Source organism: Pseudomonas fakonensis, from assembly GCF_019139895.1.
Lineage (GTDB): Bacteria > Pseudomonadota > Gammaproteobacteria > Pseudomonadales > Pseudomonadaceae > Aquipseudomonas > Aquipseudomonas fakonensis.
This window is the reverse complement of record NZ_CP077076.1, coordinates 2,845,368-2,869,718: the sequence shown is the minus strand read 5'-3', so window position 1 is coordinate 2,869,718 and position 24,351 is coordinate 2,845,368. Positions and strand designations below refer to the sequence as shown.

General features: G+C 70.0%; 2 protein-coding genes. Both read right to left on the bottom strand.

Going from position 1 to position 24,351, the window contains the following annotated elements; genetic code table 11:
* Window positions 1–50: 50 nt before the first annotated feature.
* A complete protein-coding gene (locus KSS94_RS12770; RefSeq protein WP_217843324.1) occupies window positions 51–11,417 on the bottom strand; it encodes a non-ribosomal peptide synthetase in 11,367 nt (3,788 codons plus the stop codon).
* On the bottom strand, window positions 11,414–24,316 hold the full coding sequence (locus tag KSS94_RS12765; protein ID WP_217843323.1) for a non-ribosomal peptide synthetase: 12,903 nt from the start codon (window positions 24,314–24,316) through the stop codon (window positions 11,414–11,416). Before KSS94_RS12765 ends, KSS94_RS12770 begins: the two co-directional genes overlap by 4 nt.
* Window positions 24,317–24,351: the final 35 nt, after the last annotated feature.

Sequence of the window (24,351 nt, the reverse complement as noted above, 5' to 3'; positions counted from 1 at the left end):
GCAAAATTGCCGGGGCCGCTGCGCAGCCCTTTCGCGACACAAGGCCGCGCCTACACCTTCGCCCCCACCCGCGCCTGCCCGTCCTGCCACCAGGCCGCCAGGCTGTACACCTGGGGCGCCTTGAGCACGCTGTAGTGGTCACCCGGCCCCTCCCACACCGCCAACTGCGGCAGCAACCGCTGCCAGCCGGCGCGCATCGCCGCCTGCTCGCGCTGGCTGCCGGTCGAATCCAGGGTCGGGTCGGCCACCAGCACCAGGCTGGCTGGGCCCTGGTACACACCCTGCGGGCGATACACCGTGCGTAACGCGGCACTGAAGGTACGCAGCGTGCCGGCCAGGGCCTGCACCCCGGCCCGCGCCGGCAACAGCCCGGCCTGTTGCATAGCCGCGTGCAGCAGCTGCAGTTGCTGGTCGTCGTCGGCCGCGGCAAACGCCTCGGCATCCAGCCCCAGGGCCTTGCCGCTGCCCAACTGCAACGACTCCACCAGCCGCTGCAACGCCGCCGTGGTGGTGTACGGCCTGCCGCACACGCTGCCGCTGGCGGGCGCTTCACTGTCGACCAAGGTCAACGAGCCCACCTCGCGGCCCGCCGCCTGCAACTGGCAGGCCATGGCATGGGCCACCCAGCCGCCGAACGAATGCCCCAGCAGGTGCACCGGCCCTTGCGGGTACAGCGCCTGCAATGCCTGCACATGGCAGCGCGCAGCAGCCTCCACCTCGCGATGCGGCACCCCGGCGCCTTCCAGCCCGCGCGGTTGCAAACCGTACAGCGGCCGGTCCGGCCCCAGCGCATCGGCAAGGCCGACAAAGCGGGTAACGCTGTCGCCGGCACCCGGTACGCAGAACAACGGCGCCTGCCCGGCTTGGCCGCTCTGGATCGCCACCAAAGGCTGATGGGCCGTCCCAGGCGGCGCGCAGGCCACGGCCAGGGCTTCACCCAGCGCCTGCCCCAGGGCCTGCACATGGGGCGGCTGCATCATGCTGCGGTGGTCACCCGGTACCTCGACGGCATGCACCTGCCCTGCACCCAGGGTGTCGGCCCAGCCCTGGGCAGGGCTGGCGCCGCTGCGCTGGCGGGCGCAGAACAGCTGCACCGGCACATCCAGCGGCTCGACCCGGTAATGGGCCAAGGCATGACCATGGGCCAGTTCCCGCTCCAGGAAGTGACGCAGCGCGCCGTCCTCGGCCTCCGCCAGGGCGGCATACAGCAGTTGCTCGTCACGGCAGGCCGCCAGCAGCTCAGCAAAGGCCGGCGCCTGCTGCTCCAGCACCTTGAGCTTGGCCAGCTGCACCAGCCCGGCCGCCCCCTGGGCTTGCCAGTACTGGCTGCAGTGCAGCAACAGGTGACGCTCCAGCAGCCACGGCCCCTGCCAGCGCGGCTTGCCCTGGTCGGTCAGGCGCGGCAGGAAGCTGTCGATCAGGCCAAGGAAGCTCACCGCCTGGTCGGCGCCGCGCAGTTGCGCGGCGATCTCATAGGCCAGCACGCCACCGAACGACCAGCCCGCCAGGCGGTACGGCCCCTCGGGCTGCACCGCGCGAATGCGCTCGATGGCCCGGCTGGCCAGGCACTCCAGGGTGCGTGGCTGGGGCTGGCCGAGGGCGATGCCCGGCACGCCATAGACCGGGAACCCCGCCGGCAGGTGTTGGCCCAACACCGGGAAGTACAGCTCCAGGCCACTGAACTCGTGCAGCAAAAACAGCGGCGGCTCGTCGCCCTCGCCGCGCACGGTCACCAGCCCCTCGGGCTGCGGCGCCGTGCCCTGCTGCTGCATGGCCTTGGCCTGGGCGGCCACGGTGGGGTGCTGGAACAGCTCGGCCAGGCTGCTGGCCAGGCCTTGCTGTTGCAGGCGGTTGACCAGGCGGATGGCGCTCAGCGAATGCCCGCCCAGCTCGAAGAAGCTGTCGTGGCGGCCCACCTGGGCCACCTCCAGCACCTCGCCCCAGACCTGCGCCAGGCGCTGCTCCAGCGCCGTAGCCGGGGCCTCGTAACGGTCCTGGCCAATGGCCCCGGCTGCCGGCAGCGGCAAGGCCTTGCGGTCGACCTTGCCGTTGTTGTTCAGCGGCAGGCTGTCCATGGCCACCAGCGCCACCGGCACCATGTACTCCGGCACCCGCGCCTGCAGCCACGTACGCAACTGCTCGGGGCTCAGCGCCGGGTCGCGGCGGCTGTACCAGGCCAGCAGGCGCAGCGGCCCCTGGTCCAGGCGCAGGGCCTGCACCACCGCCTCACCGATACCTGGGCAGCGGGCCATGTGCTGCTCGATTTCGCCCAGTTCAATACGGAAACCGCGGATCTTCACCTGGTCGTCATTGCGCCCCAGGCATTCCAACTGGCCGTCTTCGCGCCAGTAGCCCAGGTCACCGGTGCGGTACAGGCGTGCACCCGGCTGGCCGCTGAACGGGTCGTCGACAAAACGCTCGGCGGTCAGTTGCGGGCGGTTCAGGTAGCCTGCAGCCACGCCGTCACCACCAATATGCAACTCGCCCACCACGCCCACCGGCAAGGGCCGGCCATGGCCGTCGAGCACGTACACCCGGGTGTTGCCGATAGGCCGGCCAATCGGCACGCTGTCGCTGCCTTCAGGCACGCTGCGCACCTCGCTGGTGGTGGCATAGCCGGTGGTTTCGGTGGGGCCGTAGCAATGCACCAGACGCAGCTGCGGGGCCACCGCCAGCAAACGGCGGAACGCCGCAGGCTCGCCACGCTCGCCACCGCACATCAACACCCGCAGCCGGGCCAGTGCTTCGGGTATCAACTGCACGTACTGATTGAACAGCGCGGTGGTGAGAAACATCACGCTCACTTCGCCCAGCATTGGGGCCAGGCGCGCCGGGTCGAGCAGGGTCGCCTGGTCGATCACCCGCAACTGCCCGCCATTGAGCAGTGCGCCCCACACTTCCACGGTGCTGGCGTCGAACGCCGGGTTGGCGGCAAACGCCATGCAGTCGCCTGCGTTGAAGTCGGCGTAACCGTTGTTCAGCACCAGCCGGGCGATGCCCCGGTGCGGCGTTTGCACGCCCTTGGGCGCGCCGCTGGAGCCGGAGGTGTACATCACGTAGGCAATGCTGTCGCCACCCTGGGCCAGGCCCGGGTTGTGCCCGGGCATGTCGTGCAGGGCCAGGCGGTCGAGGGCGATGCGCCGGGTCGGGCATTCCAGGCTGTCGGCGGCGCGGCACAGCAGTGCCACGGCCTGGCTGTCAGCCAGCATGAAGGCCTGGCGTTCGGCGGGGGCGTTGATGTCCAGCGGCACGTACACCGCTGCGCACTTGGCCACCGCCAGTTGCGCCACCAGTAGCTCCAGCGAGCGCGGCAGCAGGATCGCCACCGCATCGCCCGGGGCCACGCCCTGGCCTATCAGGTAATGGGCCAGGCGGTTGGCGCGCTGGTTCAGCTCGCCGTAGCGCAGGGTGTTGCTGCCCTCCAGCGCCGCCACGGCCAACGGGTGGCTGGCCACGCGCTGCTCGAACAGGCGGTGCACCGGCAGATCGCGCGGGTAGTCGCGGTCGGTGGCGTTGAAGCCTTCGAGCAGGCTGACGCGCTCGGCCCCTGGCAGCATCGACAGGCCGCTCAACGGCGTGCCCGGCGCCTCGGCCAAGGCTTGCGAAAGGACCGTCAGGGCCTGCTCCAGGTAGGCACAAATGCGCCCGGCATCGATGCCCTCCGCACTCTGGGCGGTCAGGGTGAAGCCTTCGCCGTGGTCGTCGACGCTCAGGGCCAGCGGGTAGTTGCTGCGCTCCTCGGCCTGCAACAGCTCGATGCCTTGCCAGGCCCGCGCCTGCCCGTTGCCAGCCGCGCCGCCATGGCGGTAGTTGAGCAGCGCACTGAACAGCGGCGCACCCGCCGGCAAGCCGCTGCAGCGCTGCGCCAGGGCCAATTGGGCATGCTCGTGGCGCAGCAGTTCGCTGAGCCGCTGGTGGGTGGCACGCACCCCTTCGGCCACATCCACGCCGTCCAAATCGATGCGCAGCGGCAGGCTGTTGATGAACACCCCCAGCGCCCGCTCGCTGCCTTCGCCGCCTGCCAGGCGGCCGAGCAGCACACTGCCGAACACCACGCTGTCGCGCCCCGACAGTTGCCCGAGCACCAGTGCCCAGGCCAGGTGCACCAGGCTGGCGGCGCTGACCCCGGCCTGGCGCGCCTGCTCGCGCAGTTGCCGGCTAAGCGCTGGCGCCAGCACCTGCTGCGCCTGGCGCGGGGCATCGCTGCCATGGGGGCGAAGCGAGCCGTAGGGCAAGGTGGGCTCGTCGATATCGGCAAGCTGTGCGCGGAAGAACGCCTCGGCGGCCTCGCCCCCGGCGCTACGCAGGGTCTGGGCGATGTAGTTGCGGTACGGCACCGGGGTTGGCAACTGCTGCGCCTCGCCCAGCAGCAACGCCTGCAGCTCGTGCACCAGTACCTCCAGGGCGACGTGGTCGAGCACCGCGTGGTGGAACTGCAAACGTGCCTGGATACGCGTACCACCAGCCTCGCGGCAGTGCAGCAGGCGCAGCAGCGGGGCCTGGGTCAAGTCCATATGGCCATGGGCAGGGTCATCCAGCGCGGCCACCTCCTGCACTGGCAGGGTCGCCTGGCGCCACACTGCCTGCACCGGGGTGGGCAGGCCATCCCAGTGCAGGCTGCTGCGCAGGCTGTCGTGGCGGGCGATGGCCGCTTGCAGGGCCGTGGCGAAGGCGTGCAGGCGGCTGGCATCGCTGAAGGCGAAGTGCACCTGCTGCAGGTAAGGGTCGGCCTGGCCGGGGTTGGCCAGGTGGTGGTACAGAATACCGGCCTGCAACGGCCCCAGCGGGTAGATGTCCTGCACGTTGGCGGCGCCGCCGGTGACGCTGGCGATCACGCTGTCGATTGCCGGCTGCTCCAGGGCCACCAGCGCCAGCAAGTCCGGGGTGATGGCCTGACAGTCGCCAGTAATGCGGTTGGCCGGGACCTCAGGCGCGGCATTGCTGGCCACGGTCGCCGCCAGGGCCGACAGGCTGGGCTCGGCGAACAGCACATGGATATCCACCTGCAAGCCACGGCTGCGCAGGCGGGCGAGCAAGGTCAGGGCCAGCAGCGAATGGCCGCCCAGTTCGAAGAAGTTGTCGTGCCGCCCTACCCGTTCCAGGCCCAGCAGCTCGGCCCAGACCTCGGCCAGCAGCTGCTCGGTGGCGCCTTGCGGGGCTTCATAGGGGCGGCTGGCCAGGGCTTCGACGCCCGGCACCGGCAGTGCCTTGCGGTCGAGTTTGCCGTTGGGGCTCAGCGGCAAGGCCTGCAGGTGCACGAACAGCGCTGGCACCATGAACTCCGGCAGGTGGCGCAGCAGTTCGCCGCGCAGGGCCTCCACTGCTTGTGCGTTGCCGGTGTAGTACGCCACCAGGCGGCGCTCGCCTTGTAGCTCCGGGGCCAGCACGGCGGCCTCCTGAATGCCGTCGATACGGGTCAGGCAGGCCTGGATTTCACCCAGTTCGATACGCAGGCCGCGCAGCTTCACCTGGTCGTCGTTGCGGCCCAGGTATTCGAGGTTGCCGTCCGGCAGGTGGCGGGCCAGGTCGCCGGTGCGGTACAGCCGCCCGCCAGGGGTGAACGGGTCGTCGATGAAGCGTTCGGCGCTCAGTTCGGCGCGGTTAAGGTAACCGCGAGCCACCTGCACGCCGCCGATGTACAGCTCGCCGGCCACGCCTTGCGGTGTTGGCTGGCCGTAGGCGTCGAGCACATAGAGCTGGGTGTTGGCCACCGGTTTGCCGATTGGCGTGTTGTCCGGTGTTTGTTCCAGCGGCTCGGCGCAGTGCCAGGCGCTGACGTCCACTGCTGCTTCGGTGGGGCCGTACAGGTTGTGCAGCTCCACGCCGGCCAGTTGCGCCTTGAAGCGACGCACCAGGCTACCTGGCAGCGCCTCGCCGCTGCACAGCACGCGCTTCATTGCGGCCCGCTCGGCGTCGCCATGGGCCAGGAAGGCATCCAGCATCGAGGGTACGAAGTGCAGGGTGGTGACCTGCTCGCGGACGATCACTTCACGCAGGTAGGCCGGGTCTTTGTGGCCGCCAGGACGGGCCATGACCAGGCAGGCGCCAGTTTGCAGCGGCCAGAAGAACTCCCATACCGACACGTCGAAGCTGAACGGGGTTTTCTGCAGCACCACGTCATCTGCACCCAGCTGATATTGCTGCTGGGTCCACAGCAGGCGGTTGACCACCCCGCGATGCTCGTTCATCACGCCTTTTGGCAGGCCGGTCGAGCCTGAGGTGTAGATCACATAGGCCAGGTGGTTCGGCGTCAGGCCGACGACTTCAGGGTTTTCTGCCGAGAGGTCAGCCCAGGTTTCGTCGTCCAGGTCCACCACCGGCAGCCCTTGCGGCACCTGCCGGGTAGCAGCATGCACCAGCACCGCCACCGGCGCGCTGTCGGTGAGCATGTGGTTGATGCGCTCGGCCGGGTAATCCGGGTCCACCGGCACGTAGGCACCGCCGGCCTTGAGAATCGCCAGCAACCCAACCACCATCGCCAGCCCGCGCTCGACGCAAATCGCCACGCGGTCGTCAGGTTTCACGCCCAAGGCAATCAGGTGATGGGCCAGGCGGTTGGCCTTGGCGTTGAGCTGGGCAAAGCTCAGCTCGCCTTCCTCACTGCGCACGGCAATGGCCTCGGGGCTGCGCTGCACTTGCGCCTCGATCAGGCCATGTACGGTCTGTTCAAGGTCGTAAGCCGCCGCAGTAACATTGAAGCCGCGCACCAACCGGTTACGTTCCTCGGGCTCCAGCAGCTCGACCCCGGCCAACTCGGCCTGGTCGTTGGCCACCATCGCCCGCAGCAGTTGCTCGAAATAGCCACCATAGCGGCGCACGCTGCTTTCATCGAACAGCGCCGTGGCGTATTCCAGTGAGCCGACGATGCACTCGCCCTGCTCGCCCAGGTTCAGCGACAGGTCGAACTTGGCCACCTGCCCGGCCTGGGCCACACCCTCGATATGCAGGCCGTCCAGCTCAAGCTCGCCCAGCGACCCCGGCAGCCAGTTAAGGGTGGTCTGCAACAACGGTGCATGGGCCAGGCTGCGGGCCGGGCGCAGCGCCTCGACCACCTGCTCGAACGGCAACGCCTGGTGGGCCTGGGCCTCCAGCAGCCGGGCCTTGACCTGGCCGAGCAATACCTCGGTGCTGACGGCCTCGGGCAGCTCGATGCGCAGCGCCAGGGTGTTGACGAACAACCCCACCAGCCCTTCCAGCTCGGCGCGGTCACGCCCGGCGACCGGGCAGCCGATCACCACTTCCGGCTGCCCGGCCAGGCGTGCCAGCAGGCTGGCCCAGGCGCTCAGCAGCAGCATGTACGGCGTGGCGCCGTGGCGCAGGGCCAGGCTGCGCAGGCCAGCGCTCAGGCCCGCGTCCAGGCGCAGTGGCAAGGTGGCACCGGCATAATCCTGGCGGGCCGGGCGCGGCCGGTCCCAGGGCAGGGTCAGCAAGGCCGGCGCGCCGGCCAGGGTGCGTTGCCAGTAGGCCACCTGCTGCGCCAGGCGCTCGCCGTCCAGCCAGCGCCGTTGCCACAGGGCGTAGTCGGCGTATTGCAGGGCCAGCGGCGGCAACGGGTCGGCCAGGCCCTGGCGCAGGGCCGGGTACAGTTGCGAGAGTTCTGCGGTGAGCACCGCCAGCGAGCCGCCGTCGGCGACGATGTGATGCACGGTCACGGCCAGCACATGGTAGTCATCGGCCAGTTGCAACAGGCTGGCGCGCAGCAGCGGGCCGTTGCCCAGGTCGAACGGCTGCGCCGCCGCCTGCTGCAGGTACGTTGCCATTTGTTGGGGCGCCTGGCGCAAATCCAGGCGCTGCAGCCAACCCGGCGCCGGTGTGGCTTTGGTGAGCACCTGCACCTGCTCGCCGTCGGCCACAAAGCAACTGCGCAACGCCTGATGGCGCTCGACAATGCGCAGCAACGCCGCCTCCAGCGCCACGGCGTCCAGCGCACCGCGCAGGCCCAAGGCCAGTGGAATGTGGTAGGCCTGCCCGGCATCGCCCATCTGCGCCAAAAACCACAGGCGCTGCTGGGCATACGACAACACCCCGGTTTGCCCGGCAGGCGCCGCGACGATCGGCGGCAGCTCGCTGCCCTCGGCGCTGGCCAGGTAGTCGGCCAAGGCGGCCAGCTCGGCATGGGCGAACAGCGCGTTGAGCGGCAGTTCCGCGCCCAGGCGCAGGCGCACCTGGGACGCCAGGCGCATGGCCAGCAGCGAGTGCCCGCCCAGTTCGAAGAAGTGGTCGCGCCGCCCTACCCGCTCAACCTGCAGCAAATCGCTCCAGATCTGCGCCAGGGTGTGTTCCAGCTCGCCCTGCGGGGCCTCGTAGCCGCGCTCGAACAGCGCGCTGCGGTCGGGGGCCGGCAAGGCCCGGCGGTCGAGCTTGCCGTTGGCGGTTAGCGGCAGTGCCGGCATGGCCACATAAGCCACCGGCACCATGTAATCGGGCAGCTGGGCCTGCAACTGCGCGCGCAATTGCGCAGGCGCCGCTACCTCCACCCCGGGCTGCGCCGTGAAGTAGGCTACCAGCCGCGGCTGGCCTGGCTGGTCCTCGCGGGCCAGCACCACCGCCTCGTTGATGCCTGGCAGGCTGTTCAGGCGGCTTTCGATTTCGCCCAGCTCTATACGCACGCCGCGGATCTTCACCTGGTCGTCGTTGCGCCCCAGATATTCCAGGGTGCCGTCGGCCAGCCAGCGCACCAGATCGCCGGTGCGGTACATGCGCCCGCCGTGGAACGGGTCGTCAAGGAACCGTTCGGCGGTGAGGTCCGGGCGGCCCAGGTAGCCCCGGGCCACCCCGGCGCCGCCCACGTACAGCTCGCCCGCCACCTGCAACGGTACCGGCTGGCGCTGGCCGTCGAGCACATACAGGCGGGTGTTGTCGAGCGCTGCACCGATGTGCAGCACGCCACCGGCCTGCACCACGCCCGAGCTGGCCACCACGGTGGTTTCGGTGGGGCCGTAGTTGTTCACCACGCTGAAGGTCTGGTTGCGGTTGAACTGGCGCAGGCGGTCACCGCCGATCAGCAGGGTGCGCAGGGTCGGGTGGCCGAGCTGCTGGCTGAAGGCGTATTCGGCCACAGGCGTGGGCAAGAAACTCACATCCAGCGGCTGCGCCTGCCACCAGCGCAGCAGCGCGTCGAGGTCGTCGTTGCCATCGCCCGGCGGGGCGATATGCACGGTGGCGCCGCCGCACAAGGCCGGCCACAGCTCCCAGGCCATGGCGTCGAAACCGAAACCGGCCAGGCTCGAGGTGTGCCGCCCCGGCCCCAGGTCGAAGGCCCGGCAGTGCCAGCCCACCAGGTTGGCCAGGGTGCGGTGCTCCACCATCACGCCCTTGGGCAGGCCGGTGGAGCCGGAGGTGTAGATCACGTAGGCCAGGTTGGCGGCGGTAAGGCCCGCCACCTGCGGGTTGTCGTCACGGGCCGGCCAGTCGGGCTGGTCGAGGTTCAGCAGCGGCGCCTGCACGGCGTCCAGGCGCCCGCGCAGGGCCTGTTGGGTCAGCACGACCTGTGGCGCGCTGTCCGCCAGCAGGTAGGCAATGCGTTCGTCCGGGTGCGCCGGGTCCACCGGCACGTAGGCGCCGCCGGCCTTGAGCACCGCCAGCAGGCCGACCAGGGTGTCCAGGCCACGGCGGGCCACCACCGCCACCCGCGCGTCACAGCCCACGCCCAGCCCGATCAGCTGATGGGCCAGGGCATTGGCACGGTGGTTAAGGGTGGCGTAGTCCAGGGTCTGCCCCAGGCAGCTGGCAGCGATGGCCGTGGGCTGCGTCAGAGCCTGGTGCTCCACCTGCTGGTGCAGGGTCAGCGAAAGGTCGTGGGGGTGCTGGCGGGTATTGATGTCATCGAGCAGCCACTGGCGCTCTGCCGCTGGCAGTACCGACAGGCTTTGCAGCGGCGCCTGGCCGCCCTGCTCAAGGGCATCGACCAAGGCTTGCATGGCCTGTTCGAGGTAACCGCACACCCGCTCGCCAGGCACCTGGGCGCTGGCCAGCAGGGTCAGGCGCAGGCCCTCGCCGAGGTCGTCCACGCTCAGGGTCAGCGGGTAGTTGCTGCGTTCTTCGGAATGCAAAATATCGATGCCCGCCCAGGCCGCGCGCGCCTGGGCGCTGGCCTCGATGGCGCTGTGGCGGTAGTTGAGCAGGCTGTTGAACAGCGGCGTCGGCGCCGCCACGGCGCTGCAGCGCTGGGCCAGGGCCAGCGGCGCATGCTCGTGGCGCATCAGCGCGGCCAGGCGCTGGTGGGTGGCCTTGAGCGCCTCGGCCACCGGCAGCGCGCCCAGTTCGACCCGCAGCGGCAAGGTGTTGATGAAGATGCCCAAGGCCCGGTCGGTGGCTTCGGCGCCTTGCAGGCGGCCCATCAGCACGGTGCCGAACACCACGCTGCCCTGCCCGGTCAGGGCCCCGAGCACCTGGGCCCAGCCCAGGTGGAACAGGCTGGCGACGCTGACCCCGCAGGCCCGGGCCTGGGCACGGATGCGCAGGCACAGCGCGCTGTCCAGGGCCAGGCTGTGTTCCCGGGCCTCCCCGCCATCGGCCTGTACGTCCTGCAGCTGGTAGGCCAGGGTCGGGCTGTCGAGGTCACCCAGCATGGCGCGGAAGAACGCCTCGTGCTGGGCTTCGCTCACCCCCAGGCAGGCCTGGGCCACGTAGTTGCGAAACGGCACCGGCGTGCCCAGGCCCGCGCCCTGGCCTTGCAGCAGCGCCTGCATTTCGTGGCGCACCACATCCAGGGCGCTGTGGTCCAGGGCGATATGGTGGAACTGCAGGCTGGCGAGGATGCTCCCGTCCGCAGCGGCGGCCCGGTAGCGCAGGCGAATCAGCGGCGCCTGGGCAAGGTCCAGCCAGGGTGCGTCATCGCCCTCCTCGACCTGCAGCGGCGCCTGGCGCCAGACCACTTGCAGCGGTTGCTCAAGCCCGTCCCAGTGCACCGAGGTGCGCAGGATGTCGTGGCGGCCGATCACCCCGCGCAAGGCTTCGGCAAAGGCGTCCAGGCGCTGGCGGTCGGCGAAGGCGAACTGCGCCTGCATCACGTAGGGGTCGCTGCCACTGCTGCTGACGTGGTGGTAGAGGATGCCCTGTTGCAGCGGGGCCAGCGGGTAGATGTCCTGCACGTTGGCCGCCCCGCCCGGCACCTGGGCCAGCAGGCGGTCGATGGCGCCCTGGTCGAGCTCGGCCAGGGTCAGCATGGCGGGGGTGATATGGCTGCAACCGGCGGCGATGCCGTTGGCCGGCACCTGCACCGGGCCGCGCTGGCCCGGTTGGTAGCCGCCGCTGGCCAGCAGCGCGATCAGCGCCGGCTTGTGTTCGCGCAGTTGCGCCATCAGTTGCGGGTCGCCCAGCGCCTGGCGGTTGCCCTGCACGGCCAGTTGGCCATCCTTCAAGGCCAGCTGGATGTCGAGGCTGGCCAGGGTGGCCAGAAGTTGTTCGATGCTCACAGGACGATCTCCATTCTGTCTGTGATGGCTGCGTAGCCGGCCAGGGTGGGTTGTTCGAACAGGGCGCGCACGTCGGCTTCCAGGCCGTGTTCGCGCAGGCGGGCGGTGAGGGTCACCGCCAGCAGCGAATGGCCGCCCAGTTCGAAGAAGTTGTCGTGCCGCCCTACCCGCTCCAGGCCCAACAGCTCGGCCCAGACCTCGGCCAGCAGTTGCTCGGTGGCGCCTTGCGGGGCTTCATAGGGGCGGCTGGCCAGGGCCTCGGCGCCCGGCACCGGCAGTGCCTTGCGGTCGAGCTTGCCGTTGGGGCTCAGCGGCAAGGCCTGCAGGTGCACGAACAGCGCTGGCACCATGAACTCCGGCAGGTGGCGCAGCAGTTCGCCGCGCAGGGCCTCCACTGCTTGTGCGTTGCCGGTGTAGTACGCCACCAGGCGGCGCTCGCCTTGTAGCTCCGGGGCCAGCACGGCGGCCTCCTGAATGCCGTCGATACGGGTCAGGCAGGCCTGGATTTCACCCAGTTCGATACGCAGGCCGCGCAGCTTCACCTGGTCGTCGTTGCGGCCCAGGTATTCCAGGTTGCCGTCCGGCAGGTGGCGGGCCAGGTCGCCGGTGCGGTACAGCCGCCCGCCAGGGGTGAACGGGTCGTCGATGAAGCGTTCGGCGCTCAGTTCGGCGCGGTTGAGGTAACCGCGAGCCACCTGCACGCCGCCGATGTACAGCTCGCCGGCCACGCCTTGCGGTGTTGGCTGGCCGTAGGCGTCGAGCACATAGAGCTGGGTGTTGGCCACCGGTTTGCCGATTGGCGTGTTGTCCGGTGTTTGTTCCAGCGGCTCGGCGCAGTGCCAGGCGCTGACGTCCACTGCCGCTTCGGTCGGGCCGTACAGGTTGTGCAGCTCGACGCCGGCCAGTTGCGTTTTGAAACGGCGCACCAGGCTGCCGGGCAGCGCCTCGCCGCTGCACAGCACGCGCTTCATTGCGGCCCGTTCGGCGTCGCCATGGGCCAGGAAGGCATCCAGCATCGACGGCACGAAGTGTAAGGTGGTGACCTGCTCGCGGACGATCACTTCACGCAGGTAGGCCGGGTCTTTGTGGCCGCCGGGACGGGCCATGACCAGGCACGCCCCGGTTTGCAGCGGCCAGAAGAACTCCCATACCGACACGTCGAAGCTGAACGGGGTTTTCTGCAACACCACATCATCTGCACCCAGCTGGTATTGCTGCTGGGTCCACAGCAGGCGGTTGACCACCCCGCGGTGTTCGTTCATGACGCCCTTGGGCAGGCCGGTGGAGCCGGAGGTGTAGATCACGTAGGCCAAGTGGTTCGGGGTCAGGCCGACGACTTCAGGGTTTTCTGCCGAGAGGTCAGCCCAGGTTTCGTGATCCAGGTCCACCACCACCAGCCCTTGCGGTACCTGGCGGGTAGCGCCATGCACCAGCACTGCCACCGGCGCACTGTCGGTGAGCATGTGGTTGATGCGCTCGGCCGGGTAATCCGGGTCCACCGGCACGTAGGCGCCACCGGCCTTGAGAATCGCCAGCAGCCCCACCACCATCGCCAGCCCGCGCTCGACGCAAATCGCCACGCGGTCGTCAGGTTTCACGCCCAAGGCAATCAGGTGATGGGCCAGGCGGTTGGCCTTGGCGTTGAGCTGGGCAAAGCTCAGCTCGCCTTCCTCGCCGCGCACGGCAATGGCCTCGGGGCTGCGCTGCACTTGCGCCTCGATCAGGCCATGCACGGTCTGTTCAAGATCGTAAGCCGCCGCCGTGGCATTGAAGCCCAGCAACAGGCGCTCACGCTCCTGCACCGGCACCACGTCCAGGCGCTGCACCGACAGGTCGGGCTGGCGTTCAAGGGCTTGCACCAGCCCTTCCAGCACTGCCTGCATCTGCTGGCAGACCCGCGCCGCGCCCACTTCGGCCGGCACCTGCGCGGTCAGGCGCAGGGCATTGCCGAAGTCATCCACGTTAAGGCTGAACAAGAAGTGCGTGCGCTCTTCGCTGGCCAGGGTCTCGATGCCCTGCCAGGCCTCGCGCTGGGCAGCCCCCTCGGCCTCGCCGTGGCGGTAGTTGAGCATGGCGCTGAACAACGGCTGCGGCGCGGCCACTGCGCTGCAGCGCTGGGCCAGGGCCAGTGAGGCATGCTCATGGGCCAGCAGCGCACTCAGCCGCTCATGGGTGTTGCGCACAGCCTGGCGCACGTCGAAGCCGTCCAAGTCCAGGCGCAATGGCAGGGTGTTGATGAACATGCCCAGCCCATGGCTGGCGCCATCGCCACCGCCCATGCGCCCCAGCAGCACGCTGCCGAACACCACGCAGGCCTTGCCGCTGGCGGCCGCCAGCAGGCGCCCGAAGGCCAGGTGCAACAGGCCGGCGGTGCCCACCCCAAGCTGGCGGGCCTGGCTGCGCAGCTGGCGCTGCAAGGCTTCGGGCAGTTGCAGGCGGGCCTCCTCGATGGCCCCGGTAACCCCGGTTTGCGGGTTGAGGCCGTAGGGCAAGGTCGGCTCGTCGATATCCGCCAGCTGGCCACGGAAGAACGCCTCGTGCTCGGCCTCGCTGACGCCCAGCAACACCTGGGCCACATAGTTGCGGTACGGCACCGGGGCCTGGGCAGGTTCGCCCTGGCCGTTCAGGCAAGCGAGCATTTCTGCGCGCACCACCTCCAGCGCGGTGTGGTCGAGCACTACGTGGTGGAACTGCAAAGTGGCCAGCAGCTGCGGGCTGCCCTGGGTGCGGCTGTAGGTCAGGCGAATCAGCGGCGCCTGGGCCAGGTCCAGCCACTGCTCGGCAGCCTCGTTCTGCTCGCGCACCAGCAGCGGGGCTTCACGCCACACCACCTGCACCGCTTGCGGCAAGCCTTCCCACAGCACGGCGGTGCGCAGGATGTCATGCCGGGCGATGACCGTGCGCAAGGCCTCGGCAAAGGCCTGCAAGCGCGCCTCGCTGTCGAACGCCAGGCGCGACTGCAGCACATAGGGGTCGTGGCGACCGGCCCCGAGGTGATGGTAGAGAATGCCCTCCTGCAACGGCGCCAGCGGGTAGATGTCCTGCACGTTGGCCGCCCCGCCCGGCACGCTGGCGGTGATGCGCGCGATCTGCGCCGGGGTCAGCGTCACCAGGCTGAGCATGCCCGGGGTGATCTGCCGGCAGCCGGCCGGGATGCCGTTGGCCGGCACCTGCACCTGGCGCGCCGGCCCCTGGGCGGCAGCCAGCGCGGCTACGCTGGGTTGGCTGAACAGCTGGCGCACATCGCACTCAATACCCTGGCTGCGCAGTTGCTCCACCAGGCTCACCGCCAGCAGCGAGTGGCCGCCCAAGCTGAAGAAGTTGTCGTGGCGGCCTACCCGCTCCAGCCCCAGTACCTCGGCCCAGACCTGCGCCATGGCGGTTTCGCGCTCGCCCTGCGGCGCCTCGAAGGCCGGGCCAACCAGGCTGGCCGGGTCGGGGTCGGGCAACGCGCGGCGGTCGAGCTTGCCATGGGCGGTCAGCGGCAGCGCCGCCAGGGGCATGAACGCCAGCGGCAGCATATGTGCCGGCAGACGCGCGGCCAGGGCCTGGCGCAACGCGTCGACGTTCACCTCGCCCTCGGCGCGGAACCACGCCAGCAGCCGCTCGCCGCGCACCAGCACGGCGGCCTCGGCCACCCCGGGTTGCGCGCTCAGCGCTGCCTCGACCTCGCCCAGCTCGACGCGCATGCCACGGATTTTCACCTGGTCGTCGTTGCGGCCCAGGTAATCCAGGGTGCCGTCGCTGTTCCAGCGCACCAGGTCGCCGCTGCGGTACATGCGCCCGCCGTGGAACGGGTTGTCGACAAAACGCTCGGCGGTCAGGTCCGCGCGGCCCAGGTAGCCCCGGGCAACCCCGGCGCCGCCAATGTACAGCTCGCCCGCCACGCCCACCGGCACCGGCTGCTGCCGGCCATCGAGCACATACGCCCGGGTATTGGGCAGCGGCCGGCCGATATGCGCCACAGTGCCCGGCGCCACCTGCCCGGAGGTGGCCACCACGGTGGTTTCGGTGGGGCCGTAGTTGTTGACCACGGCAAAGCCCGGGGCGCTGTCGAACGGCCGCAGGCGGTCGCCACCGGTCAGCAGCGTGCGCAGGGTCGGGTGGCCCTGGCCCTTGCGCAGCACTTGTTCAGCCAGCGGCGTGGGCAGGAAGGCCACCTGAAGTGGCGCTGCCTGCCACCAGTCCAGCAGCGCCTGCACATCGTCACCGGCAAGCGCGGCTGGCGGCAGGTGCAGCACGGCCCCGGCGCACAGCGCCGGCCACACTTCCCAGGCCATGGCGTCGAAGCCAAAGCCGGCCACGCTGGCAGTCTGGCTGCCGGCGCCCAGGCTGAAGGCCTCGCAGTGCCAGTGCACCAGGTTGGCCAGGGTGCGGTGCTCGACCATCACCCCCTTGGGCTGGCCGGTGGAGCCGGAGGTGTAGACCACATAGGCCAGGCCATCGTCAGCCAGGCCGGGCACCTGCGGGTTGTGTTCAGGCGCGGTGTGCCAGCCGCCGAGGTCCAGGTTCAGCCGTGGAGCAGCCTCGCCCAGGCTGGTAATGCTCGACTCGGCCAGCACCAGCGCCGGAGTGCTGTCGTGCAGCAGGTAGGCGATACGTTCGGCAGGGTATGCCGGGTCCACCGGCACGTAGGCGGCGCCGGCCTTGAGCACCGCCAGCAGTGCCACCAGGCGTTGCGAGGTGCGCGGCAGGCACAGCGCCACCCGCGCGCCCTGCGCCACGCCCAGGCCGATCAAGTGGTGGGCCAGGCGGTTGGCGGCGCGGTTGAGTTCGCCGTAGGTCAGCACCTCCTCGCCTTGCACCACGGCGCGGGCATTGGCTGCGCGCGCCGCCTGGGCCTCGATCAGGGCATGCACGGTCATCCCTTTCGGGTATTGGCGGTGGTTGTCGTTGAAGCCGTCGAGCAGTTGCACGCGCTCCTCAGCGGCCAGCAGTGGCAGGCCCTCGACTGCCGCCTGCCCGCCCTGCTCCAGGGCCTGCACCAGCTGTTCGAGGGCATTGGCCATCCAGCCGGCCACGCGCCCCGCGCCGATACCGGCCTGGGCCAGCACACTCAGGGCAAAACCTTCGCCGAGGTCGTCGACGCTCAGGGTCAGCGGGTAGTTGCTGCGCTCTTCGCCACCCAGCAGGCGCACGCCCTGCCAGATACCCTCGCCGTCACAGCGCGCCTCGACGTTGCTGTGGCGGTAGTTGAGCAAGGCGCTGAACAGCGGCTGGCCTGCGGGCACGCCACTGCAACGCACGGCTTCGGCCAGTGCGGCATGCTCGTGGCCGAGCAATGCCGACAGCCCGGCATGGGTGGCGCGCAGGGCCTGGGCCACCGGGGCGCGGGTGTCGATGCGCAGCGGCAGGGTGTTGATGAACACCCCCAAAGCCCGGTCGGCGCCCTCGCCGCCTTGCAGGCGGCCCATCAGCACGGTGCCGAACACCACGTCGCTGCGGTTGGCCAGCACCCCGACCACCCGCGCCCAGGCCAGGTGCGCAAGGCTGGCGGCACTGACGCCCAGCTGGCGGGCCTGCTCGCGCAGGCGCCGGGCCAGGGCGCCATCCAGCGCCTGGTGGGCCTCCTCGATGGCATGGCCCTCGCCTTGCACGTCATGCAAGCCGAACGGCAGGGTCGGCTCGTCGATATCGCCAAGCAGCTTGCTGAAGAACGCCTCATGGCGCTGGCGGTCGTTGCCCAGGCGCGCCTGGGCCACATAGTTGCGGTACGGCACCGGCGCGCTCAGGGCGCTGTCGTCGCCGCGCATCAGCGCGAGCATTTCACTGCCGACCACGTCCATGGCGGTGTGGTCCAGGGCCAGGTGGTGGAACAGCAGGATCGCCACCACCTGGCTATTGCCCGGGTCGTGGGCGTAGACCAGCCGCAGCAGCGGCGCCTGGCCCAGGTCGATACGGTGCTGGCGGGCATCGAAGCGCGCCTGCAACTGGTCGATCACAGGTAGCGAGCTGCCTGCATCCAGGACGATTTCGTCCACGCCAAGCTCGGCATGGCGCCAGACCACCTGCACCGGCTCCGCCAGGCCCTCCCAGGCCAGCGAGGTGCGCAGGATGTCATGCCGGGCAATCACCTGCTGCAAGGCGGCGGCCCAGGCTTGCAGGCGCACCAGGCTGTCGAAGGCCAGGCGCGACTGCAACAGGTACGGGTCGCCCTGGGCGGCGCTCAGGTGATGGTAGAGGATGCCCTCCTGCAACGGCGCCAGCGGGTAGATTTCCTGCACGTTGGCGGCGCCGCCCGGCACCGTGGCGACGATGCGCTCGATGCTGGCCGGGTCCAGTTGCACCAGGCTGAGCATCTCTGGAGTGATGCTGTCGGCTGCGGCCGGCACCCGGTTGGCGGGCACCTGCACTTCACTGCCGCTGCCCACTGCCGCCGCCAGCGCGGCCAGGGTCGGCTGGGCGAACAGTACGCGCACATCGGCGCCCAGGCCTGCTTTACGCATGCGCTCGATCAGGCTTACGGCCAGCAGTGAATGGCCGCCCAGTTCGAAGAAGTTATCGTGGCGCCCCACTCGCTCGACCTTGAGCAAGTCGGCCCAGATCGCTGCCAGGCGGGTTTCCAGCGGGCCTTCGGGGGCGGCGAACACGCGGCTGAGCACATCGCCCTGCCCCGGCGCCGGCAGCGCACGGCGGTCGAGCTTGCCGTTGGCGGTCAGCGGCCACTGGGCCACGCCCACGTAGGCGGCCGGCAGCATGTAGTCGGGCAGTTGGCCCAGCAGTTGCTCGTGCAGGCTGGCAATCGCCGGCGCTTCGCCTTCGGCATGGAAGTACGCCACCAGGCGCTTGTCCCCCGGCACATCCTCGCGTACCAGCACCACGGCGTCGCGCACCCCGGTGCAGGCGGCCAGGCGGGCTTCGATCTCGCCCAGCTCTATGCGGAAGCCGCGCAGCTTGACCTGCTGGTCGCTGCGCCCCAGGTAACGCAAGGTGCCGTCGGCCTGCCAGGCCACCCGGTCGCCACTGCGGTACAGCCGTGCACCGGGCTCGCTGCTGAACGGGTCGTCGATAAAGCGCTCGGCGGTCAGCTCAGGCTGGCCCAGGTAACCCAGGGCCACGCCGTCACCACCGATGTACAACTCGCCCACCGCGCCCACCGGCAGCGGCTGGCGCCGGGCGTCGAGCACGTAGCAGCGGCTGTTACCGATCGGCGTGCCGATGGGGATCGCCCCTGCCCCCACACTGTGGATCTCAAAGGTGGTGCTGAAGGTGGTGGCCTCGGTCGGCCCGTAGCCGTTGAGCAGATGCCCCGGCGCACCGCCGCGCAGTACACGGGTGATCACCGCCGGGTCCAGCACATCGCCGCCGACCATCAGGTAGCGCAACGTAGCGAAGACTGGCAGCAAGGCATCGGCGTATTGGTGGAACAAACCTGCGGTCAGCCACAGCACCGTCACGCCGCCGTCGAGCAGCGCCTGACCCAGGCTGTCGGGGGCCAGCACCTGGTGCTGGTCGATCACCACCACCGCGCCGCCATTGAGCAGCGGCGCCCACACTTCCAGGGTGCTGGCATCGAAGGCCGGGTTGGAGGCGAAGGCCACCCGGTCGCTGGCGTTGAAATCGGCAAAGCCGTTGTTGATCACCAGCCGTGCAACCGCCCGGTGCGGCACCTGCACCCCTTTGGGCGTGCCGGTGGAGCCGGAGGTGTACATGATGTAGGCGGCGCTGCCCGCAGCCACCGCAAGCTCCGGGGCATGCCCGGGGTAGGCAGCCAGGTTGAGCGTGTCCAGCTCCACTCGCTGGGTATCGCCTGGGCGCGGCTGGTCGCTGTGGGTCAGCAGCAGGCTGGCGCCACAGTCTTCGAGCATGAAGGCCTGGCGCTCCAGCGGCGCGTTGCCGTCCAGCGGCACGTAGGTGGCACCGCAGCGGCTAACGGCCAGTTGCGCGGCCACCAGGTCGAACGAGCGCGGCAGCAGCAGTGCCACCCGCTCGCCCGGGCGCAGGCCGAGGGCCAGCAGGTGGTGGGCCAGGCGGTTGGCGTGCTCGGCAAGCTCCGCGTAGCGCCACTGGCGCTGGCCATGGATCAGCGCCACGGCATCGCCGGAAGCGGCGGCACGGGCCTGGAACAGCACATGCAGCGGCTGCTCGCGCGGGTAGTCGCGGCGGGTGTCGTTGAACTGGCGCAGCACCCGCTCACGCTCGCCGGCCGGCAGGCTGGCAACTGCGTGCAGCGGGCTTTGCGGGGCTTGTTCCAGGGCCTGGGCCAGTTGCGCCAGGGCGCAGGCCAGCAGCGCACACACCTGGCTGCCATCCACCTCGGGCACCGCCTGCACGGTCAGGTTCAGGCCTTCGCCCTGGTCGTCGACGTTGACCACCAGCGGGTAGTTGCTGCGCTCGCGGGAGGCCAGCAACTCGATGCCGGCCCAGCCCAGGCCGTCGCCTGCGGCCTTGGGGCTGGCATGGCGGAAGTTGAGCAGGCTGGTGAACAGCGCCTGGTCACTGGGCACGCCGCTGCAACGCAGGGCCTGTGCCAACGAGGCCTGCTCGTGGCCGAGCAGTTGCGCCAGGCGCTGGTGGGTACGGCGCACGCCGTCGGCCACGCCCACGGCATCGACACTGACCCGCAGCGGCAAGGTATTGATGAACATGCCCAGCGCCCGGTCGGCCCCGGCGCCGCCTTGCAGGCGGCCGAGCAGCACGGTGCCGAACACCACCTCCTGGCGCCCGCTCAGTTGCGCCAGCACCTGGCCCCAGGCCTGGTGCACCAGGCTGGCGATGCTCACCCCCAGCTGGCGGGCCTGCACCCGCAGGCGGGCCGCCAATGCCGGGACCAGGGCCTGCTGGTGATCGAGCACCTGCACGCCGTCGCCCTGCACATCGCGCAGGCCGAACACTTCGGTGGGTTCGTCGATGTCGCCGAGCATCTCGCGGAACAGCGCCTCGTCACTGGCCGGGTCGGCGTCCAGGCGGGCGCGGGCCACGTAGTTGCGGTACGGCACGCTGTCGATGGCCAGGCTGCGCCCTTGCAGCACCGCGCCCACCTGGGCCACCAGCAGCTCGGTGGCGGTGTGGTCGAGGAGGATATGGTGCAGCAGCAAGGTGGCTTCCAGACGCTCGCCATCGCTGTGGCGCACCAGCTTCATCAAGGGTGCGCGGTTCAGCTCCAGGCGTTGCAGGTCGGCATTGGCCACCACCGGCAGGCAGGCCTGGCGGTGCACTACCTGTACCGCTTCGTCCAGGCCCTGCCAGTGGATGCTGGTGCGCAGGATGTCGTGCTCGGCAATCACCTTGTCCAGGGCCTCGACAAAGCCTTGCAGCTCGCTTTCGCCGGCAAAGGCAAAGCGTGCGCGCAGCACGTAGGGGTCGGCGCCGCTGCTGGCCAGGTGGTGGTAGAGAATGCCCTGCTGCAGCGGGGCCAGGCCGTAGATGTCCTGCACGTTGGCGCAGCCGCCGGGGATGCCGGCCACCAGTTGGTCGATGGCCGCCTGCTCGAGGTTGGCCAGGGGCAGCATGTGCGGCTCGATGCGCGTGCAGCCTGCGGGTACGAGGTTGGCCGGCACCGGCGCCGCCTGGCCGCTGGTAACCGCAGCGGCCAGGGCCGCCAGGGTTGGCTGGCCGAACAGCACCCGCACATCGGCGGCCAGGTCCTGCTGGCGCATGCGTTCCACCAGCTTGACCGCCAGCAGCGAATGGCCCCCCAGTTCGAAGAAGTTGTCGTGGCGGCCCACCTCGGCGATGCCCAGCAGTTGCTGCCAGATCTGCGCGATGCACTGCTCGGCCTCGCCCTGCGGCGCCTCGAAGGCATGCCGGGCGAAGGCGGCGCCGTCTGGCTCGGGCAGCGCCTTGCGGTCGAGCTTGCCGTTGCCGGTCAGCGGGAAGCTATCCAACCGTACGAAGGCGGCCGGCACCATGTACTCGGCCAGGTCCTGCAGCAGCGCCTGGCGCAGCTCGGCGACGCTTGGCGCTGCGCCCTCCTCGGCCAGCCACCAGGCCACCAGGCGCGGTTCGCCTGCGCTGTCGCGGCGCGCCAGGACCACGGCCTCGCGCACACCGGCGCAGGCGGCCAGGCGCGCCTCGATTTCGCCCAACTCGATACGAAAACCACGGATCTTCACCTGGTCGTCGTTGCGGCCCAGGTAGTCGAGGCTGCCGTCGGCGGCCCAGCGGGCCAGGTCGCCGGTCTTGTACAGGCGCCCTGCCGGGTTGAACGGGTCGGCGATAAAGCGCTCGGCGCTGAGCTCGGGGCGATTGAGGTAGCCCCGGGCAACCCCGGCGCCGCCCACGTACAGCTCACCGGTCACCCCCACCGGCACCGGCTGGCGCTGGGCGTCGAGCACGTACAGTTGCAGGTCGGGGATGCGCTCGCCGATGGGGCTGACACCCACGAGCTGGGCATCGGCGGCCTGCAGCGGGCGGTAGGTGACGTGCACCGTGGTTTCGGTGATGCCGTACATGTTCACCAGGCGTGTGCCGGCATTGGCGATGCGCGCGTACCAGGGTTTGAGCGAACCTGGCTCCAGCGCCTCGCCGCCGAAGATCACCTGGCGTAGCGAGTGCTGCAAGGTGCTGCGGCCTTGGGCGGCGATCAGCTGGCGGAAGGCGCTGGGGGTCTGGTTTAGTACGCTGACGCCGCTTTGGCAGAGCAGCGCATAGCAGTCGTCGGGGTTGCGGCTGATGCGCTGCGGTACAATCAGCAACTGGCCGCCGTAGGCCAGCGCGCCCCAGATTTCCCACACCGAGAAGTCGAAGGCGAACGAGTGGAACAGCGCCCACACATCCTGCGGGTTGAAGCCGTACCAGGCGTCGGTGGCGGTGAACAGGCGGCTGGCGTTGCCGTGCTCGACCATCACCCCCTTGGGCAGCCCGGTGGAGCCGGAGGTATAGATGACGTAGGCCAGGTGCGTGGGCAGCAGGCCCGGGCACTGCGGGTCGTGTTCGGGTTGGCTGGCCAGGCGCGGGTCGTCCAGGTCCAGCAGCGGCGCTTCGGGGGTGCCCAGCAGGGCCAGGCAGTCGGCCTGGCTGAGCACCACCGCAGGAGCACTGTCGGCCAGGGTGAAGGCGATGCGCTGGGCCGGGGCGCCGGGATCGATGGGCACGTAGCCGGCACCGGCCTTGAGCACCCCGAGCATGGCGACAATCATTGCCGGGCCGCGTTCCACGCAAATGGCCACCCGCGCCTCAGGGCCGATACCCAGGCCAATCAGGTGGTGGGCCAGCTGGTTGGCGCGGCGGTTGAGCTCACCGTAGCTGATGCTCTGCTGCTCGAAAATCAGCGCTGTGGCTTGCGGGCGCGCCTTGGCGTGGGCTTCGAAGCGCTGGTGCAACAGCGGCGTGGCGGCGAATGCCTGCAGTGGTTGGTTGCTGGCTTGCAGCAGGTGCTCACGCTCGCCCGGCGGCAGAATGTCCAGCGCCTGCACCGGCGTGTGCGGTGCCTGCTCCAGGGCCTGGGCCAGTTGCCCGAGGGTTTGCGCAAGGTAGCCGGCAATGCGCTGGGCGCCGATCTGGCTGGCCACCAGCGCGGTGATGCGAAACGCCTCGCCGAGGTCGTCGATGTTCACCGTCAGCGGGTAGTTGGTGCGCTCTTCGGCGCCCATTACATGGATGCCCGGCGCCACCTCGATCACCGCATCGGCGTCGCCGGCGGCGCTGTGGCGGTAGTTGAGCACGCAGTTGAACAGCGGCGTGGGGGCGGCAACGCCGCTGCAGCGCTGGGCCTCGGCCAGTGATGCCTGCTCGTGGCCAAGCAGGCCGCTCAGGCGCTGGTGGGTGGCTTGCAGCCCTGCGCTGACGCTCAGGGCGCCAACATCGACCCGCAGCGGCAAGGTGTTGATGAACATGCCCAGCGCCTGCTCGCCGCCGGCGCCGGCCTCCATGCGCCCCAGCAGCACGCTGCCGAACACCACGGCCTCTCGCCCGGACACCTGCCCCAGCACCCGCGCCATGGCCAGGTGCATCAGGCTGGCCGGGCTGACCCCAAGCTGCCGGGCCAGGCCGCGCAGGCGCAGGCCGAGGGCAGGCTCCAGGGTGAGCCGGGCTTCTTCGACGGCCAGGCCGTCGCTTTCCGCCAGGCCAAAGGCCAGGGTGGGTTCGTCGATATCGCCGAGCATCTGCCCGAAAAATGCCTGCTGCGCCCCGGCGTCACGGGCCTGGCGCGCTTCGGCCAGCAGGTCGCGAAACGGCACGGCGGGGCCGACCTGGGCAGTGTTGCCGGTGAGGTGCGCGTGCAGTTCGCGGCGCACGATATCCAGGGCGGCGTGGTCCATCACGGTGTGGTGGAACAGCAACAGGGCGACCACTTCCTCGCCCTGGCCCGGCGCATGGACCAGGCGCAGCAACGGTGCCTGGCCGAGGTCGAGGCGGAACTGACGGCTGTCGAAGCGCGCCCGCAGTTGCTCAAGGGCATCGCCCGGCCCGTCCAGCAGCACCCCCTCGCAGACCAGTGGCGCTTCACGCCAGACCACTTGCAGCGGCTCGTCAAGGCGCTCCCACAGCAGCGCACTGCGCAGGATGTCGTGACGCTGGATCACCCACTGCAAGGCCTCGCGAAACGCCGCCAGGTGCGCGGCGCTGGCAAAGCGCAGTTGCGCCTGCAACAGGTAGGGGTCGCCGGCGCTGGCGCTGAGGTGGTGGTAGAGCATGCCCTCTTGCAGCGGCGCCAGCGGGTAGATGTCCTGCACGTTGGCCGCACCGCCCGGCACCGTGGCGACGATGCGGTCGATGGCGGCCTGGTCCAGGCTTACCAGTGGCAGCATGTCGGGGGTGATGCGCAGCGCCGGGCTGACCCAGTCGTCGCCCTGCCCGGCCAGCATCGCCAGCAGCGCCGGCTTGTGGTCGGCCAGGGCCTGCCACAGGTGGTCGTCCAGGGCATCGTCGGCGCCCAGCACCACCAGGTCGTCGCCGTCACGTTGCAGTCGGATCGCGCGGGTGCACAGCACCGCCATCAGTTCGCTCAAGGGCATGGGTTAAGCATCCTGCTTTGCCAAGTGAATAAAAG